This window comes from Rubrivivax gelatinosus IL144 (genome assembly GCF_000284255.1).
Taxonomy (GTDB): Bacteria; Pseudomonadota; Gammaproteobacteria; order Burkholderiales; family Burkholderiaceae_C; genus Rubrivivax; species Rubrivivax gelatinosus_A.
In genome coordinates this window covers 4,906,173-4,923,771 of sequence record NC_017075.1, presented here as the reverse complement: position 1 = coordinate 4,923,771, position 17,599 = coordinate 4,906,173, and the positions used below count along the sequence as shown (strand labels likewise).

Below are 17,599 nucleotides of genomic sequence, written 5' to 3'. Positions count from 1 at the left end.
CAAGGAGATACAACATGAAGAACACGATGATTGTCGCCGCGCTGGCCAGCCTGCTGGTCTGCGGCCCCGCGCTGGCGGCCGAGACGGCCCAGCAAAGCAAGATGAAGACCTGCAACGCCGACGCCGCCGGCAAGACCGGCGACGAACGCAAGGCCTTCATGAAGGAATGCCTGTCGGCCAAGCCCGCCAAGGCGGCGACGCCGCAGGAGCGCATGAAGGCGTGCAATGCGCAGGCCACCGGCAAGACCGGCGACGAGCGCAAGGCCTTCATGAAGGAATGCCTGTCCAACAAGGCGGGCTCCTGAGTCAGCCGGCGGCCCGGGCCCAGTAGCCCGGGTCGCCGTAGCTGTGCTTGACGAAGTCGATCCACAGCCGCACGCGCAGCGGCAGCAGCCGCCGCTGTGGAAAGACCGCATAGATGCCGTTGGGCGGCGCGGCGTAGTCCTCCAGCACCGCCACCAGATGGCCGGCGGCGATGTCCTGCTGCACCTCCCAGGTGCTGCGCCAGGCGATGCCCAGGCCGGCCAGGCACCAGGCGTGCAGCACCTGGCCGTCGCTGCAGTCCAGTCGCCCGCTCGGGCGCAGATGTTCCACCTGGCCGTCGACCTGGAAGGCCCAGCCGCGGGTCTGGCTGGCGTCGGACGACAGCGTCAGGCATTCGTGGCGCGCCAGGTCGGCCGGCGTCTGCGGCACGCCGGCGCGCTTCAGATAGGCCGGCGTCGCGACGCACAGCCGGCGGTTGTCGGCCAAGCGCACGCTGACCAGGCTGGAGTCGGCCAGGTCGCCGACGCGGATCGCGCAGTCGAAGCTCTCGTTGACGATGTCGACGACGCGGTCGCTGAGGTTCAGCGACAGGCTGACGTCGGGATGTTCGGCAAGGAAACGCGGCACCAGCGGCGCGACGTGACGGCGGCCGAAACCCGCCGGCGCGGTGATGCGCAGATGGCCGCTGGCCTTGACGCCCCCAGCGCTGACGCTGGCTTCGGCGTTGCCCAGGTCGGCCAGCACGCGCTGGCAGTCCTCGAGGAAGGCGCTGCCTTCGTGGGTCAGCGTGATGCGCCGCGTCGTGCGCAGCATCAGTTTCACGCCCAGGCGCTCCTCCAGCGCGTCGATGCGCCGGCCGATCACCGCCGGCGCCACGCCTTCGGCGTTCGCCGCGGCGGTCAGGCTGCCCTTGGTCGCCACGGCGACGAAGGATTCGATCTGCTTCAGGCGCGGCATCGGCGCGATTCGTAGGCTGTCGGGTTCGAGTCGGCCACGATCTTACGGCCCGTCTGTGCGCTGAGGGTTGGAATCGCCCCGTTTTCGTGCGTGCAGCGCAGAGCACTTCTGACTTTGGCGTACTCAATCGGCGGCGCGTCCCCGATTAGATTTGCTGGATCATGGTCGCCCGCACGCCTGCTCCGCCCCGCGCCGTCGTCTTCGACGCGTTCGGCACGCTGTTCGACGTCTACAGCGTCGGCCTGCTGGCCGAGCAGCTCTTCCCCGGCCACGGCGATGCGCTGGCGCAGATCTGGCGCGACAAGCAGATCGAATACACCCGGCTGGTGTCGATGAGCGGCCGCTACCGGCCGTTCTGGGACCTCACGCGTGCCGGCCTGCGCTACGCCGTCGCACACCGCGGCCTGGTGCTGGACCCGGCCAGCGAAGAGCGGCTGATGAACCAGTACCGCCACCTGAGCGCCTTCCCCGAGAACCGCGAGGTGCTGGAGGCGCTGAAGGCGCGCGCCATCCCGGCCGCCATCCTCAGCAACGGCGACCCCGAGATGCTGGCCGTCGCGGTGCGCAGCGCCGGCTTCGCGCCGCTGCTGCAGCACGTCATCAGCGTCGAGCCGGCGCAGCGCTACAAGACCGACCCCGCCGCCTATGCGCTGGCGCCGGCGACGCTGGGCGTCGCGGCGCGCGAGATCCTCTTCGTCTCCAGCAACGGCTGGGACGCGCTGGGCGCCACCTGGTTCGGCTTCACGACGCTGTGGGTCAACCGCGCCGGCCTGCCGCCCGAACAGTTGGCTACCGCTCCCACGCGCACCGGCACCAGCCTGCGCGACGTCCTGTCCTTCTTCCCTTCCTGAAACGCCCCCTCATGCGCACGACCTTCCACCGACTGCACGTCGACACGCTGCTGGCCCGCTTCATCGAAGACCAGGTGCTGCCCGGCACCGGCGTCGAGCCCGCCGCCTTCTGGGCCGGCTTCGACGCCATCGTCGCCGACCTGGCGCCGAGGAACGCCGCGCTGCTGGCCGAACGCGACCGGCTGCAGACCGAGCTCGACGCCTGGCACACCAAGCATCCGGGCCCGATCAAGAACATGGCCAAGTACCGCGCCTTCCTCGAGAAGATCGGCTACCTGGTGCCGGTGCCGGCCAAGGTGAAGGCGACGACGAAGAACGTCGACAGCGAGCTCGCGCTGCAGGCCGGCCCGCAGCTCGTCGTGCCGATCACCAACGCGCGCTACGCGCTCAACGCCGCCAACGCACGCTGGGGTTCGCTGTACGACGCGCTCTACGGCACCGACGCGCTGCCCGAGAGCGACGGCGCCACGCGCGCCGGCGCCTACAACCCCGTGCGCGGCGCCAAGGTCGTCGAGTACGCGCGCTACGTGCTCGACCGCACCGTGCCGCTGGCCAAGGGCTCGCACATCGACTCCACCGGCTACCGCGTCGAAGGCGGCCAGCTCGTCGTGACGCTGAAGGACGGCAAGACGGTGGCGCTGAAGAAGCCGGCGCAGTTCGTCGGTTATCAGGGCGAGGCCGGCAGCCCGTCGTCGCTGCTGTTCGTGCACCACGGCCTGCACCTGGACCTGCGCATCGACCGCGGCACGACGATCGGCGCCTCCGACCCGGCCGGCGTCTGCGACCTCGTCGTCGAGGCGGCGCTGTCGACCATCCTCGACCTGGAAGACTCGGTGGCCGTCGTCGACGGCGCCGACAAGGTGCTGGCCTACTCCAACTGGCTGGGCATCCTGAAGGGCACGCTGACCGAGCAGGTCACCAAGGCCGGCAAGACCTTCACGCGCGGCCTGAACCCCGACCGCCGCTACACCGGCCCGAACGGCGAGGAGGTCGTGCTGCACGGCCGCTCGCTGCTCTTCGTGCGCAACGTCGGCCACTTGATGACGACGCCGGCGGTGCTGTTCGGCGACGACGAGCGCGAGATCCCCGAAGGCATCCTCGACGCCGTCGTCACGACGGCGATCGCGCTGCACGACCTGCAGCGCCATGGCGCGAACGGCATCGTCAACTCGCGCGCCGGCTCGATCTACATCGTCAAGCCGAAGATGCACGGCCCGGCCGAGGTGGCCTTCGCCAGCGAACTCTTCGGCCGTGTCGAGGCGCTGCTGGGCCTGCCCAAGGCCACCGTCAAGCTCGGCATCATGGACGAGGAGCGCCGCACCAGCGTCAACCTCAAGGCCTGCATCGCCGCTGCCGCCGACCGCGTGGCCTTCATCAACACCGGCTTCCTCGACCGCACCGGCGACGAGATGCACACCGCGATGAAGGCCGGCGCGATGCTGCGCAAGGGCGACATGAAGGCGAGCGCCTGGATCCAGGCCTACGAGCGCCAGAACGTGCTCGTCGGGCTGGAGTGCGGTCTGCGCGGCAAGGCGCAGATCGGCAAGGGCATGTGGGCCATGCCCGACCTGATGGGCGCGATGCTGCAGCAGAAGATCGCCCACCCGCTGGCCGGCGCCAACACCGCCTGGGTGCCCAGCCCGACCGCGGCGACGCTGCACGCGCTGCACTACCACCAGGTCGATGTCGCCAAGATCCAGAAGACGCTGGAGAAGACCGACGTCGACGCCGAGCGCGAGGCCCTGCTCGAAGGCCTGCTGACGGTGCCGGTGGTCAAGAAGGCCAAGTGGAGCGAGGCCGAGATCCAGCAGGAGCTGGACAACAACGTGCAGGGCATCCTCGGCTACGTCGTGCGCTGGGTCGACCAGGGCGTCGGCTGCTCCAAGGTGCCCGACATCCACGACGTCGGCCTGATGGAAGACCGCGCGACGCTGCGCATCTCCAGCCAGCACATCGCCAACTGGCTGGAGCACGGCGTCGTCGACAAGGCCCGTGTGCGCGCCACCTTCAAGCGTATGGCCAAGGTCGTCGACCAGCAGAACGCCGGCGACCCGGCCTACCGCGCGATGGCCGGCCGCGCCAAGGAGAGCGCCGCCTTCCAGGCTGCCTGCGATCTGGTCTTCAAGGGCACCAAGCAGCCCTCCGGCTACACCGAGCCGCTGCTGCACGCCTGGCGGCTGAAGGTGAAGGCCGCGGCCTGACGCTAGCGCGAGGGCTGGCGTTCGCGCCGGCTCTCGCAGGCCACGCAGCGCTGCGCCCAGGGCTCGGCCTTGAGCCGGTCGAAGGCGATGGGCTCGTCGCAGTCGGCGCAGCGGCCGTATTCGCCGGCCTGCAGCCGGCGCAGCGCGGCGCTGACCTCGCCCAGTTCACGCAGCTCCAGGTCGGACAGCGCCATGTCGACGTCGCGCTCGTCCTCGCGCTGGCGCTGCTCGTCGTGGTCGTCGCGCAGCTCGTGCGCGTGTTCGGCGCGCGACAGGCCCTGGTGGTGCTCTTCGAGCCGGCGGTCGAGCTGATGCTGCCGCTGCACGAGCGCGGCTTCCAGCAATGCCCGTTGGCCCGCCGTCAGGTGGGTGGACATCGTCTTCTCCTCAGCAGGGCTCTTCGGAGCCTCGATCGGGCCATCTTGCGCCGCGCTGCGGGGCGCAAGATTGAGTTCGGTCAAGCCGCCGACCCTGCTGCGGCGCTCCCTACAATCGCCCGCGTGTCGCCCACCGTGCTTCCGGCTGCCTGCGAAGTGCTCGTCATCGGCGCCGGCCCTGCCGGCAGCGCCTGCGCGCGCACGCTCGCCCAGGCCGGGCGCGAGGTGCTGCTCGTCGACCAGCACGAATTCCCGCGCGAGAAGGTCTGCGGCGACGGCCTGATCCCCGACGCCCACGCCGCGCTGCGTGCGCTCGGCGTCTACGACGAGGTGATGGACCGCGCCTTCCGCGCCCAGCACGTGCGCTGCGTCGCACCGCGCGGCGGCCACGTCGACGTGCCCGGCACGCTGGCCGTGCTGCCGCGGCGCGAGCTCGACGACATCGTCTGCCGCGCCGCACGCGAGGCCGGTGCGCGCTTCGCCGCACCCTGGCGTTTCGTCGCCCCGTTGCTCGACGGCGAGCGGGTCGTCGGCGCGCGGCTCAAGGGGCCCGACGGCGAACACGAGGTCCAGGCGCGCTGGGTCGTGCTGGCCACCGGCGCCTCGGTGCCGCCGCTGGTCGCCGCCGGCGTCTGCGAGCGCCGTGCGCCCAGCGGCGTCGCGCTGCGCGGCTACGTGCACCACCCGGAACTGGCGCAGACCCTGCGCGAGCTGCAGATCGTCTGGCACCCGCGGCTGTCGGGCGGCTACGGCTGGATCTTCCCGGGCCCGGGCGGCGTCTTCAACGTCGGTGCCGGGCTGACCGGCAGCCACGCGACCGAAGCCGGCGGCCGCGCCTCGATGCGCGACGTCAACCTGCGCCAGATGCTCGAAGCCTTCGCCTCGGTGCACGCGCCGGCGGCCGAGCTGCTGGAACGCGGCGAGCTGCGTGGCGACTGGAAAGGCGCGCCGCTGCGCTGCTCGCTGGGTGGCGCGCGCTGGTCGCGCCCCGGGCTGCTGGTCACCGGCGAGGCCGCCGGCAGCACCTACGCCTTCTCCGGCGAAGGCATCGGCAAGGCGCTGGAAACCGGCCTGCTGGCCGCCGCCGCGCTGCTCGAAGGCGGCGACGACGCCGCGGTGCGCGCCCGCCACGAAGCCGCGCTGGCCGGCCTGAAGCCGCGCTTCGCGCTCTACGAGAAGGCCTCGCACGTCAACCACCGGCCCTGGCTGGCCGACCTCGTCGTCTGGCGCGCCCGCCGCAGCCCGCGCATCCTGCGGCGCATGAGCGCGGTGCTCGAGGAGCGCCAGAACCCCGGCCGCCTGCTCAGCTGGCGCGGCATCACCAAGCTGATGTTCGAGTAAGAAGGTGCGAAAGAACCCGCCATGCCCGCGTCGATCCGCCAAGCGACCCCGAACGTGCGACGGCGCGACGACGTCTCGGCGCTGATCCCAGCGCGCCCGGCACCGCCTTGGGGTCGCTCGTCGGCTCGCCCCTGCGGGACGGGGCACATCCGGGCGCCGGGCGGCGTTGCGCCGCTTGCCGGTACATCGAGTACCGGCTGCGCGACGCGCCTTGCCCGACACCCGGCTGCACCCCGTCGCGGGCACGCCGGGTTCTTTCACACCTTCTGACGATGTGCCAGCTGCTGGGCATGAACGCCAACACGCCGACCGACGTGATGTTCAGCTTCGCCGGTCTGGCCTGCCGTGCCGACGAGCACAAGGACGGCTTCGGCATCGGCTTCTTCGAGGAGCGTGGGCTGCGCCACTTCATCGACCACCACGGCGCGCGTTCGAGCCCGGTGGCCGAGCTGGTCAAGCACTACCCGATCAAGAGCCTGAACGTCGTCGCCCACATCCGCAAGGCGACGCAGGGCCGCGTGGCGCTGGAGAACACCCATCCCTTCGTGCGCGAGCTGTGGGGCCGCTACTGGGTGTTCGCGCACAACGGCGACCTGAAGGGCTTCGTGCCGCGGCTGCACGGCGCCTTCCGCCCGGTGGGCGACACCGACAGCGAACGCGCTTTCTGCTGGCTGATGCAGGAGCTGGACAAGGCCCACGCCGACCTGCCGACGATCGACGAGCTGACCTGCACGCTGGCCGAGCTGCTGCCGCTGCCGGCGCGCCACGGCACGTTCAACCTGCTGCTGTCCAACGGCCAGGCGCTGTGGGCGCACGGCTCGACCAAGCTGCATTCGCTGGAGCGCCGCCACCCGTTCGGCGCCGCGACGCTGGCCGACGAGGACCTGACGGTCGACTTCGCCGCGCGGACCCAGCCCGGCGACCGCGTCGCCATCGTCGCCACCGAGCCGCTGACCGCCGGCGAGCCCTGGTCGGCTTTCGCCCCCGGCGAGCTGCGCGTCTTCGTCGACGGCGAGTGCCGGCTGCGGCGCTGCGGCTGAGCCCCACGCCGGCCCGGCGCGGGCCACAATCGCCGCGGTCTTTCGCCGCGACGACACCATGGCCGCCATTCCCGTCCCCCGCTTCGACGTCTTCTACCGCCACGCCGAACTCTCGCGCCTGCTGGCCGACTACGCCGCCGCCTGCCCCGGGCTGGTGCGCCTGGAGTCGATCGGCAAGAGCCACGAAGGCCGGGACATCTGGCTGGTCGCGCTGACCAACGCCGACACCGGCGCCGACCGCGACAAACCCGCGTTCTGGGTCGACGGCAACATCCACGCCGCCGAGCTCACCGCGAGCACCGCCTGCCTGTACTGGCTGCACCAGCTGGTCACCGGCTACGAGGCCGGCGACGAGAAGATCCGCCAGCTGCTGGACACGCGTGCCGTCTACCTCTGCCCGCGGCTGAACCCCGACGGCGCCGAACTCGCGCTCGCCGACCGGCCGCGCCACATCCGCTCGTCGACCCGGCCTTATCCGTATGCCGAGGAGCCGGTCGACGGCCTGACCATCGAGGACGTCGACGGCGACGGCCGCATCCTCTACATGCGTGTGCCCGACCCGCACGGGCCGTGGAAGAAACACGCCGACGAGCCGCGGCTGATGGTCGCGCGCGAGCCCGGCGAGTTCGGCGGCGAGTACTACCGGCTGATCCCCGAAGGCACGCTGAAGCACTTCGACGGCGTGCGCATCAGCGCCAACCGCGACGTCGAGGGCCTGGACCTGAACCGCAACTTCCCCGCCTTCTGGCGCCAGGAGTTCGAGCAGATCGGCGCCGGCCCCTACCCGGCCAGCGAGCCCGAGGTGCGCGCGATGGTCGACTTCCTCGTGCGCCACCCCAACGTCGGCGCCGCGGTCAGCTTCCACACCCACAGCGGCGTCATCCTGCGGCCGATGGGCACCCAGTCCGACGACGACATGACGCCCGAGGACCTGTGGATCTACAAGCGCCTGTCGGACCTCGGCGCCAGGCTCACCGGCTACCCGGCGATCAGCACCTTCCACGACTTCAAGTACCACCCCAAGGAAGTCATCACCGGCACCCAGGACTGGGTCTACGAGCACCTCGGCGCGCTGTTCTGGACGGTCGAGATCTGGGCGCCGAACAAGGAAGCCGGCATCGCCGACTACAAGTGGATCGAGTGGTACCGCGACCACCCGGCCGAGGACGACCTGAAGCTGCTGAAGTGGAGCGATGAGCAGTGCGGCGGCCAGGCGCACGTCGACTGGTACCCGTTCCGCCATCCGCAGCTGGGCATGGTCGAGCTCGGCGGCTGGGACCGCATGAACTACTGGCGCAACCCGCCGCCGGCGCTGCGCGAGCGCGAGGCGGCGCGTTTCCCGGCCTGGCTGACGCAGCTGGCGCTGTCGCTGCCCAAGCTGGAGCTGCTGCGCGCCGAGGTGCGGGCGCTGGGCCCGGACACCTGGCGTGTGCGCCTGGCCGTCGGCAACGCCGGCTACCTGCCGTCGAACATCAGCAAACGCGCGATCGAGCGCAAGACGGTGCGCGGCACGGTGTTCCAGATCCACCTGCCGCCCGAGTGCACGCTGATCTCGGGCCGCGAGCGCATCGAAGGCCCGCACCTGGACGGCCACGCGCCGCGCCAGTCGCTGCAGGCCTTCCTGCCGCAGCGCGAGATCACCGCCGACCGCGCGGTCGTCGAATGGGTCGTGCAGGGGCCGCGCGGTGCGGCGATCGGGCTCGTGGCCTGCGCCGATCGCGCCGGCACGGTGCGCACCGAGGTGACGCTCGACTGAGGCTCAGGCCGAGGCCCGCACCCAGCGTGCGAGGGTCTCGCGGAGTTTGTCGGCGTCGATCGGCTTGGTCAGGAAGTCGTCCATGCCGGCGGCGATCGCGGCCTCGCGTTCGCTGACCAGCGCCGCGGCGGTCAGGGCGATGATCGGCAGGCGCCGGCCGGCCTCGCGGTAGCGCAGCGTGCGCGTCGCCTCGTAGCCGCTCATCACCGGCATCTGCACGTCCATCAGCACGGCGTCGAAGGGCCGGCCGCTGGCGGCGGCACGTTCCACCGCCTCGACGGCCTGGCGGCCGTCGACCGCCTGCTCGACGTCCAGCCCCCAGCGCTCGAGCAGCGCGACGGCGATCATCATGTTGACCGGGTTGTCCTCGGCCATCAGCACGCGCGCGCCGGCCAGCTCGCGCGGTGCGGCGGCGGTGGACGCGGGCGCCGCGGCGGCGACGGCCGCCGGCGTGGACGCCGCCGGCGCCAGGCTGCGCGGCAGCGGCAGCACGGCCCAGAACACGCTGCCCGCGCCCGGCTGGCTGTCGACGCCGACCTCGCCGCCCATCAGCGTCGCCAGCTCGCGGCAGATCGACAGCCCGAGGCCGGTGCCGCCGAAGCGCCGCGTCGTCGACTCGTCGGCCTGGGTGAACGGCCGGAACAGCCGCGCCTGCGTCGCCGGGTCGATGCCCGGGCCGCTGTCGTGCACCTCCAGCCGCACGCGGCCGCCGGGCACGCGCCGCGCGGCGACACGCACGCCGCCTTCGGCGGTGAACTTCAGCGCGTTGCCGAGGAAGTTGGTGACGATCTGGCGCACGCGCAGCGGGTCGCCGACGACGGTTCCGTCCAGCCCCGGGCCGATGTCGAACTCCAGCGACAGCCCGCGCGCCGCGGCCATCGTCGTGTAGACGCGCTGCGCGCCGCGCAGCAGCTCGACGAGGTCGAAAGGCTCGCTGGCCAGCTCCATGCGGCCGGCCTCGATCTTGGAGACGTCCAGGATGTCCGAGACGATCGCCGCCAGCGACTGCGCGCTCTCGGCGATGTGGTCCAGGTACTGCTGGCGCAGCTTCTCGTCGAGCTTGGCGTCGCGCGCCAGCTTGGCGAGGTTGATCATCCCGTTGAGCGGGTTGCGCAGCTCGTGGTTGGTGTTGGCCAGGAAGGCGCTCTTGGCGCGGTTGGCGGCCTCGGCGGCGTCGCGTGCGGCGGCCAGGCGGCGCTCGAACTCGCGGCGTTCGGTGACGTCCTCGACGATCCAGACCGCGCCGCCGCGTGCCGGGTCGACCGGGTCGACGGCCTTGACGACGAGGCGCGCGACGAAGCTGCTGCCGTCGCGGCGCTGGGCGTGGCCTTCGAGTTCGAAGGGCTCGCCGCGCGCGAGCGCCGGCAGCGTGCCGCGCGCGATCTCGACGATCTCGTCGCTGCCCGGCCAGACCACCGCCGCGGGGCGCTCGACCAGGCCGCCCGGCGGCCAGCCGAACATCTGCTCGAAGCGCCGGTTGGCGAGCATGAAGCGCCCGCCGCGCGTGACGGCGATGCCGATCGAGGCGTTTTCCAGGATCGCCTCGCGCTCGCGCCGGCTGCGTTCGGCGTCGGTCACGTCGCGCGCGTTGACGACGAGGTAGTCGTGGCCCTCGACGCTGAAGCGTGTGCCCGAGACCAGCACCGCCAGCACCCGCCCGTCGCGGGCGCGGAACTCGGCCGGCAGGTCGGTGGCGCAGCCGCCGCGCTGCATCTGCTCGGCGAACAGCCGGCGCTGGTCGTCGTGGCGCCAGAGGCCGAGTTCGATCGCCGTGCGGCCGACGACGTCGGCGGCGGCGAAGCCGGTGGCGCGCACGAAGGTGTCGTTGACCATCGTGAAGCGTCCGGTGCCCAGGTCGGTCAGCGTGATCAGCTCGGGGCTGCTGGCGAACAGATGCGTCAGCACGGCCTCGGAGCGGCGCAGCGTCTGCTCGGCGGCCAGGCGCTCGGTGTCGTCGGCGTAGATCGACAGCGTCGCCGGGCCGCCTTCGGCCTCGATGCGCACCGAAATCGCGCGCACCGACAGGCGCTCGCCGCCGCGCGGCTGCAGGCGGAAGTCGGCGATCGCCAGCGCCGCGCCGACCGGCGCGTCCTCCAGTTCGTCGAAGCGGCGGCGCTCGCGCTCGCGCGATTCGCCGGCTTCGTAGGCGCCGAGCAGCTCGTGGCCGACCAGGGTCTCCAGCGTCTCGCAGCCCAGCAGCGCCAGCGCCGCCGGGTTGGCGTCGAGCACCCGGCCGCGGCGGTGCAGCACCAGCGGCGTCGGGATGCGTGCGAACAGCTCCTCGTAGCGCGTCTCGGCGGCGGCCAGCGCACGGCGCGCCGCCATCTCGGCGCTGACGTCGCGTGCGACGCCGCGGAAACCGACGAAGGCGCCGCGAGCGTCGCGCCGCGGCTCGCCGCTGATCAGCAGCGAACGCGGCCGGCCTTCGGCGCCCAGCCAGTGCACGAGGCGGTCGCGGAACGGCGAGCGCGCGTCCAGGTCGGCGCGCAGCAGGTCCAGCGTCTCTTCATCGCAGCCGAACTGCGGCAGCTCCCAGGGCAGCTGGCCCAGGCCTTCGCTCGCGCTCAGCGCGTCGCTGTGGCGGCGGCGGATGGCGACGAGGCGGTGCTCGGCGTCGAGCTCCCAGCAGGCGTCGGCGGCCATCGCCAGCAGCGTGCGCGCTTCGCGTTCGCCGCTGGCGCTGGCGCGGGCCTCCTGCTGCACGCGGCGCACGAGGGCGGCGCCGGCGGCGGCCAGCAGCGCCGCCAGGCCCAGCGCGGCGGCCAGCGGCAGGCGCAGCGCGGTATCGATCGGGATCGGCGCCGCGATCGCGGCGACGGCCGCGGCGGCGGCAGCCAGTGCCGCGGCGAGCAGGGCGCGGTCGCCGCCGGCGGCGCCGGTGCGCAGCCGCCGTCCGCCCGGGTCACCGGCCGGACCGCGCTGCGGCGGGCGCGGCGCGTGGTCGTCGGGCAGGCTCGTGACCAAGGCGGGACCGGGAGGCTACGAGCCGCGTTCGCGCTGCAACAGCTCGCGGGTGGCCTCGGCGACACGCCGGGCTGCAGCGGCGAAGTCTTCGCCCCCGCTCGCGTACAGCACGGCGCGCGACGAGTTGACGATGATCGGCCCGTCGGGGCGCCAGCCGGCGCGCACCGTCGCGGCCGCGTCGCCGCCCTGGGCGCCGACGCCGGGGATCAGCAGCGGCACCGTCGGCGCGATCGCCCGCACGCGGGCGATCTCCTCGGGGAAGGTGGCGCCGACGACGAGGCCCAGGCGGCGGTCGCGGTTCCACGGGCCGGCGGCCAGGCGCGCGACGCGTTCGTACAGGCGTTCGCCGCCGTCGAGCAGCTGGTTCTGCAGGTCGCTGCCGCCGGGGTTGGAGGTGCGGCACAGCAGGATCAGGCCACGGCCGTCCCAGCGCAGATAGGGTTCGATCGAGTCGACGCCCATGTACGGCGACAGCGTCACCGCGTCGGCGTCGTAGCGCTCGAAAGCCTCGCGCGCGTACTGCTCGGCGGTCGAGCCGATGTCGCCGCGCTTGGCGTCCAGGATCACCGGCACGCCCGGCGCGACGCGGCGGACGTGGGCGACGAGGCGCTCGAGCTGGTCCTCGGCGCGGTGCGCGGCGAAGTAGGCGATCTGCGGCTTGAAGGCGCAGACCAGGTCGTGCGTGGCGTCGACGATCGCGGCGCAGAAGTCGTAGATGCGCGCCGCGTCGCCTTTCCAGGCGCCGGGGAAACGCGCCGGCTCGGGGTCTAGCCCGACGCACAGCATCGACGCCTGGCGCGCCGTCGCGTCGGCCAGCCGGTCGATGAAAGCCGTCATGCCTTGTGCGCCAGCTGCACCGCCCGGCCGATGTAGTTGCCCGGCGTCATCGCCTTGAGCCGCTCGCGTTCGCCTTCGGGCAGCGCGTCCAGGCCGTCGATGAAGGCGTGGAAGGTCTCGCGCGTGACGGCGCGGCCGCGCGTCAGCTCCTTCAGCTGCTCGTAGGGGTTGGGCAGGCCGTGGCGGCGCATCACCGTCTGCACGGCTTCGGCCAGCACTTCCCAGGCGCTGTCCAGGTCGGCGGCGAGCGCGGCTTCGTTGAGCTCCAGCTTGTCCAGGCCGCGCAGCAGGCTGTCGTGGCCCAGCACCGCGTAGCCCAGCGCCACGCCCATGTTGCGCAGCACCGTGCTGTCGGTCAGGTCACGCTGCCAGCGGCTGATCGGCAGCTTCTGCGCCAGGTGCGTCAGCAGCGCGTTGGCCAGGCCGTAGTTGCCTTCGGCGTTTTCGAAGTCGATCGGGTTGACCTTGTGCGGCATCGTGCTCGAGCCGATCTCGCCCGCCTTGGTCTTCTGCTTGAAGTAGCCCAGCGAGATGTAGCCCCAGACGTCGCGCGCGAAGTCGATCAGGATGGTGTCGCAGCGCGTCACGGCGTCGAACAGCTCGGCCATGTAGTCGTGCGGCTCGATCTGGATCGTGAACGGGTTGAACACCAGGCCCAGGCGGTCCTCGACGACCTGGCGGCTGAAGGTCTCCCAGTCGAACTCGGGCCAGGCGGCGATGTGGGCGTTGTAGTTGCCGACCGCGCCGTTCATCTTGGCGCGCAGCGGCACCGAGGCGATGACGTCGCGGGCGCGCGTCAGGCGCGCGACGACGTTGGCGATTTCCTTGCCGACGGTCGTCGGGCTGGCCGTCTGGCCGTGGGTGCGGCTGAGCATCGGCACCGCGGCGAAGCCGTGCGCCATCTTGCGCAGGCGCTCGATCAGCGCGTCGATCGCCGGCAGCAGCACGGTGTCGCGCGCGGCCTTCAGCATCAGCGCGTGGCTGGTGTTGTTGATGTCCTCGCTGGTGCAGCCGAAGTGCACGAACTCGCCAGCCGTGCGCAGCTCGGGCTCGTGCTCGATGCGCGCCTTGATCCAGTACTCGACGGCCTTGACGTCGTGGTTGGTCGTGCGCTCGATGTCCTTGATTGCCTGGGCGTCGGCTTCGCTGAAACGCAGCGCCAGGCTGCGCAGCAGGCCGCGTGCGGCTTCGGACAGCGGCTTGAACTCGGCGAAGCCGGCGTCCGACAGCGCGATGAACCACTCGACCTCGACCTGCACGCGCCGGTGCATCAGGCCGAACTCGCTCAGCAGCGGGCGCAGGGCGGCGAGTTTGGCGGCGTAACGGCCGTCGAGCGGAGAAAGGGCGGTCAGAGCGGTCAAGGTCATCGCGGACGCCGGACAAGGCAGAAATGGCGGCGGCCGTCGCGCAGACGGCCGAAGGTCCCCAATTAGGGGGTATTGCAGATTCTAGGCCGTGTCCCGTGACACGTTGGCGCCCATTTCGGCGCCGGACGCTCAGGCGGCGTCTACCAGGTGATCTCGAAGCGGCACTCGGTGTCGCCGCAGGCCTCGCAGGCGACTTCGCGCACCTGCGCATTGCGGTGCACCAGCACCGTGAAGAGGCGCTCGAAGGTGCCGGTGTAGAAGTCGCACGCCGGCTCTTCGGCCTGCCATCCGCGGCACAGCGGGTTGTCGCGGATCGTCAGCACGCAGGGGCGGCCGACGACATAGCTGAACCGGCCGCTGCCGGCGAAGGTCCAGGAGTTGCGGCCGATCGCGGTGAGCAGCACGCGTGCGGCCAGCGGCGCGGGCAGCACTTTCAGCAGCGCCTGCACCGGTTTGGGGATCCGGCGGGCGAGCAGGTAGTCGGCGGTGCGCACGCCGGCGGCGTGCGCGATCTCGCGTGCGGCCGCCGGGCCCAGCGATTCGCGCAGCACGCCGTGCAGGCGCCGCACCTCGGCCTCGTCCACCATGGACTGAGGCGGGGCGGTCAGGTAGTCGACCAGGCCGGCGCGGTCGAACAGCCGCCGCGTCAGGTCGGTGCCGACCCGCGAGGGCAGCACTTCCGCGACGCGGATGATGGCGTTCGGACCGATGCGGCCGGCGACGTTCACGACGCGCGAACCTCCGTGGCGGCCTGCTGCTCTTCGCTCAGCTGCTCGGTGCCGCCGCCGCAGGCCATCGCGGCCTTGGCGAGCTCGAAGTTGTCGTCGCCCTTGCGGCGGCGCATCTCGATCTTCGGGCCGTGCATCGTGACCCAGCCGTCGTCGACGCGCGAGAGCTCGTCGGCGGTCTGGGCGTCGATGCGGCGCTCCTTGTCGAAGCTGAAGTTGACCGTCTTCTTGGTCTGCGGGCCCCAGTAGCCGACGCGACCCAGGTCGTAGAACTTGCGCTCGAAACCGCTCTTCAGGAACGCCTTCAGGCAGCCCATCAGGTACTTGCGGCGCAGCTTGTCCTTCGTGAACGGGTACTGCAGGAACGCCTTGTTCATGAAGAACCGGCGGTAGTTGTTCATCACCCGGTCGAGCAGCTCGCCGCGGTCCATCGCGTCGGGCTTCATGATCGGGGTCACGAAGTTGTACTTCTCGAAGTCGAAGACCTCGACCTTGTCGCCCAGCTCCTGGAACAGGTCGGAGAACGGCCACGGCGTGTACATCGCCCAGTTGGCCATGTCCGGGTTCCAGTCCCGGGCCATCTTGTAGGTCTCTTCGAGCGTCTCGGCGGTCTCGTTCTCGAGGCCGACGATGAACTGCGCTTCGGTGACGATGCCGTTGTCCTTCAGGAGCTGGATCGCGCGCTTGTTCTGCTCGATCGTGGTCTCCTTGTTGAACATGTCCAGCTTGAGCTGCGCGGCGGCTTCGGTGCCCAGCGAGACGTGGATCAGGCCGGCCTTGCGGAACAGCGGCAGCAGCTTCTCGTCGCGCAGGATGTCGGTGACGCGGGTGTTGATGCCCCACAGCACGCCGAGGTCGCGCTTGATCAGCTCTTCGCAGAACTCGATGAACTTCTTGCGGTGGATCGTCGGTTCTTCGTCGGCGAGGATGAAGAAGCCGACGTCGTGTTCCTTGACCAGCGTCTCGATCTCGTCGACCACCTTCTTCGGGTCACGGATGCGGTAGTCGCGCCAGAACTTCCACTGGCTGCAGAACGAGCAGGTGAACGGGCAGCCGCGCGCGAAGTTCGGGATCGCGACGCGCTTGTTCATCGGGATGTAGATGTACTTGTCCCATTCCAGGATGCCCCAGTCCGGCGTGATGCGGTCCAGGTCCTGGATGGGCGGCTCGGCCGGCGTGGCGACGACCTTGCCGTCCGGGGTCGCGTAGGCGATGCCGTTGACGCAGTTGCGGTCGGCCATGAAGCGGCCCTGGTCGACGGCGGTGACCAGGTTCAGCATGACCTGTTCGCCTTCGCCGCGCACGACGGCGTCGATCCACGGCGCTTCCTTGAGCACCTGCGGGTACATGAAGGTGCCGTGGATGCCGCCGAGCACCGTGACGATGTCGGGGTTCACTTCCTTGACGATCTGCAGCGTGCGCTCGGCCTTGTAGATCGCCGGCGTGATCGCGGTGCAGCCGACGATGTCGGGCTTGAGCGTCGTGATCTTTTCACGGACCTGGTCTTCGCTCAGGTCGTTGGTCATCGCGTCGACGAAGATGACGTCCGTGTAGCCGCCCGCCTTGAGGTAGCCTGCCAGGTACGCCACCCACGCGGGAGGCCAGTTGCCGGCGATCTCGGCACCGCCGGAGTGATAGTTGGGGTGGATGAACAGCACACGCATGGAAACGGCTCCTCGCGATTCGGACTCGCACGGTAGGCGGGCACCCTGATTTCAGTTTTGCCCTAAGTCAATGAGGCGTGACAGCCCCACTGACAACCGGGCCTGACACTCTTGGCTGTTGTCAAGTGCGTCGGGGCACGGAGCTTGCTAAAGTGCCCGATCGGAGTCGTTACACCCCGATACAGCCCCCAGGAGCCCCGATGAAGATCACCCGCCGCATCACCCTGCTCGCCGCCGCCTCGCTGGCGGCCACCGTCGCCGTCCCGGCCTTCGCGCAAACCAAGCTGAAGGTCGCCGCGATCTACACCGTGCCGGTGGAACAGCAGTGGGTGAGCCGCATCGACAAGGCGCTGAAGGCGGCCGCGGCGCGTGGCGAGGTCGAGTACGTGTTCAGCGAGAACGTCGCCAACGCCGACTACGAGCGCGTGATGCGCCAGTACGCCGAGTCCGGCAACGTGCTGATCCTCGGCGAGTCCTTCGCCGTCGAGACCGCGGCGCGCAAGGTCGCCAAGGACTACCCGAAGGTCTCGTTCCTGATGGGCAGCTCGGGCAAGCCGCAGGCGCCCAACTTCGGCGTCTTCGACAACTACATCCAGGAGCCGGCCTACCTGAGCGGCATGATCGCCGCCGGCATGAGCAAGAGCGGCAAGATCGGCATGGTCGGCGGCTACCCGATCCCCGAGGTCAACCGCCTGATGAACGCCTTCATCGCCGGCGCCAAGGAAGTGAACCCCAAGGTCGAGTTCTCGATCAGCTTCATCAACAGCTGGTTCGACCCGCCCAAGGCCAAGGAAGCCGCCTTCGCGATGATCGACAAGGGCGCCGACGTGATGTACGCCGAGCGTTTCGGCGTCAGCGACGCCGCCAAGGAGCGCAAGGTCCTGGCCATCGGCAACGTCATCAACACCCAGGCGCAGTACCCCGACACCGTGGTCGCCTCGGCGCTTTGGAACATGGAGCCGACGATCGACGCCGCGATCAAGGCGGTGAAGGCCGGCGCCTTCAAGGCCGAGGACTACGGCCGCTACTCGACGATGAAGTTCAAGGGCTCCGAACTGGCCCCGCTGGGCACCTTCGCGAAGAAGGTCCCGGCCGATCTCGTCGCCAAGGTCCAGGCCAAGGAGAAGGCCATCCTCGCCGGCAGCTTCGTCGTCAAGGTCGACGACAGCCAGCCCAAGGCCAGCAAGTGACGCCTCGGGGGAAGCGCACGCTTTCCCCGCCGCGTTCGCGCTTAGCATGCCGCCCGGGCGCG

At 70.8% G+C, this 17,599-nt stretch carries 14 protein-coding genes; 7 read left to right on the top strand and 7 right to left on the bottom strand.

What is annotated here, in order from left to right; translation table 11 throughout:
* Nucleotides 1-26: 26 nt before the first annotated feature.
* The gene (locus RGE_RS22425; RefSeq protein WP_404948062.1) at nt 27-305 is read left to right on the top strand and encodes a PsiF family protein; all 279 of its coding nucleotides are present in this window, start codon (nt 27-29) and stop codon (nt 303-305) included.
* A gap of 1 nt (nt 306) precedes the next feature.
* On the opposite strand, the gene RGE_RS22420 is transcribed toward RGE_RS22425, so the two are convergent.
* The gene (locus RGE_RS22420) at nt 307-1,221 is read right to left on the bottom strand and encodes a LysR family transcriptional regulator (RefSeq protein WP_014430776.1); all 915 of its coding nucleotides are present in this window, start codon (nt 1,219-1,221) and stop codon (nt 307-309) included.
* Nucleotides 1,222-1,382: 161 nt separating this feature from the next.
* Here RGE_RS22420 and RGE_RS22415 point away from each other — a divergent pair, with 161 nt between their 5' ends.
* Together RGE_RS22415 and RGE_RS22410 are read left to right on the top strand one after the other, a co-directional pair.
* Entirely contained in the window at nt 1,383-2,072 is a 690-nt protein-coding gene (locus tag RGE_RS22415) for a haloacid dehalogenase type II (protein WP_014430775.1), read from the top strand.
* Between the two features lie 11 nt (nt 2,073-2,083).
* On the top strand, nt 2,084-4,273 hold the full coding sequence (locus tag RGE_RS22410) for a malate synthase G (protein ID WP_014430774.1): 2,190 nt from the start codon (nt 2,084-2,086) through the stop codon (nt 4,271-4,273).
* 2 nt (nt 4,274-4,275) lie between these two features.
* On the opposite strand, the gene RGE_RS22405 is transcribed toward RGE_RS22410, so the two are convergent.
* Entirely contained in the window at nt 4,276-4,650 is a 375-nt protein-coding gene (locus RGE_RS22405; RefSeq protein WP_043784385.1) for a TraR/DksA family transcriptional regulator, read from the bottom strand.
* 123 nt (nt 4,651-4,773) lie between these two features.
* On the opposite strand from RGE_RS22405, the gene RGE_RS22400 reads away from it, so the two are divergent.
* The 3 genes from RGE_RS22400 (at nt 4,774) to RGE_RS22390 (ending at nt 8,787) form a co-directional block, all read left to right on the top strand.
* Nucleotides 4,774-5,991, top strand: coding sequence for an NAD(P)/FAD-dependent oxidoreductase (locus tag RGE_RS22400; protein ID WP_014430772.1), 1,218 nt, complete (start codon nt 4,774-4,776; stop codon nt 5,989-5,991).
* Between the two features lie 272 nt (nt 5,992-6,263).
* The gene (locus RGE_RS22395; protein ID WP_014430771.1) at nt 6,264-7,031 is read left to right on the top strand and encodes a class II glutamine amidotransferase; all 768 of its coding nucleotides are present in this window, start codon (nt 6,264-6,266) and stop codon (nt 7,029-7,031) included.
* Nucleotides 7,032-7,089: 58 nt separating this feature from the next.
* Nucleotides 7,090-8,787: a M14 family metallopeptidase gene (locus tag RGE_RS22390; protein ID WP_014430770.1), complete on the top strand. Its 1,698-nt coding sequence runs from the start codon at nt 7,090-7,092 to the stop codon at nt 8,785-8,787.
* Nucleotides 8,788-8,790: 3 nt separating this feature from the next.
* Here RGE_RS22390 and RGE_RS23430 read toward each other — a convergent pair whose 3' ends face one another.
* The 5 genes from RGE_RS23430 to bchE form a co-directional block, all read right to left on the bottom strand.
* Nucleotides 8,791-11,751, bottom strand: coding sequence for a PAS domain S-box protein (locus RGE_RS23430; RefSeq protein WP_014430769.1), 2,961 nt, complete (start codon nt 11,749-11,751; stop codon nt 8,791-8,793).
* A gap of 15 nt (nt 11,752-11,766) precedes the next feature.
* Nucleotides 11,767-12,588 carry an orotidine-5'-phosphate decarboxylase gene (gene pyrF / locus RGE_RS22380; RefSeq protein WP_014430768.1) on the bottom strand — a complete coding sequence of 274 codons (822 nt, stop codon included), beginning with the start codon at nt 12,586-12,588 and terminating at the stop codon, nt 11,767-11,769.
* Nucleotides 12,585-13,955 (bottom strand): adenylosuccinate lyase, encoded by a 1,371-nt coding sequence (gene purB, locus RGE_RS22375; protein ID WP_014430767.1) that lies wholly within the window; start codon nt 13,953-13,955, stop codon nt 12,585-12,587. The genes pyrF and purB overlap by 4 nt, the downstream gene beginning before the upstream one ends.
* A gap of 140 nt (nt 13,956-14,095) precedes the next feature.
* Nucleotides 14,096-14,683 (bottom strand): bacteriochlorophyll 4-vinyl reductase, encoded by a 588-nt coding sequence (bchJ, locus tag RGE_RS22370; RefSeq protein ID WP_014430766.1) that lies wholly within the window; start codon nt 14,681-14,683, stop codon nt 14,096-14,098.
* The gene (bchE, locus tag RGE_RS22365) at nt 14,680-16,347 is read right to left on the bottom strand and encodes a magnesium-protoporphyrin IX monomethyl ester anaerobic oxidative cyclase (RefSeq protein ID WP_014430765.1); all 1,668 of its coding nucleotides are present in this window, start codon (nt 16,345-16,347) and stop codon (nt 14,680-14,682) included. The genes bchJ and bchE overlap by 4 nt, the downstream gene beginning before the upstream one ends.
* 200 nt (nt 16,348-16,547) lie before the next feature.
* On the opposite strand from bchE, the gene RGE_RS22360 reads away from it, so the two are divergent.
* A complete protein-coding gene (locus RGE_RS22360; RefSeq protein ID WP_014430764.1) occupies nt 16,548-17,537 on the top strand; it encodes a BMP family protein in 990 nt (329 codons plus the stop codon).
* Nucleotides 17,538-17,599: the final 62 nt, after the last annotated feature.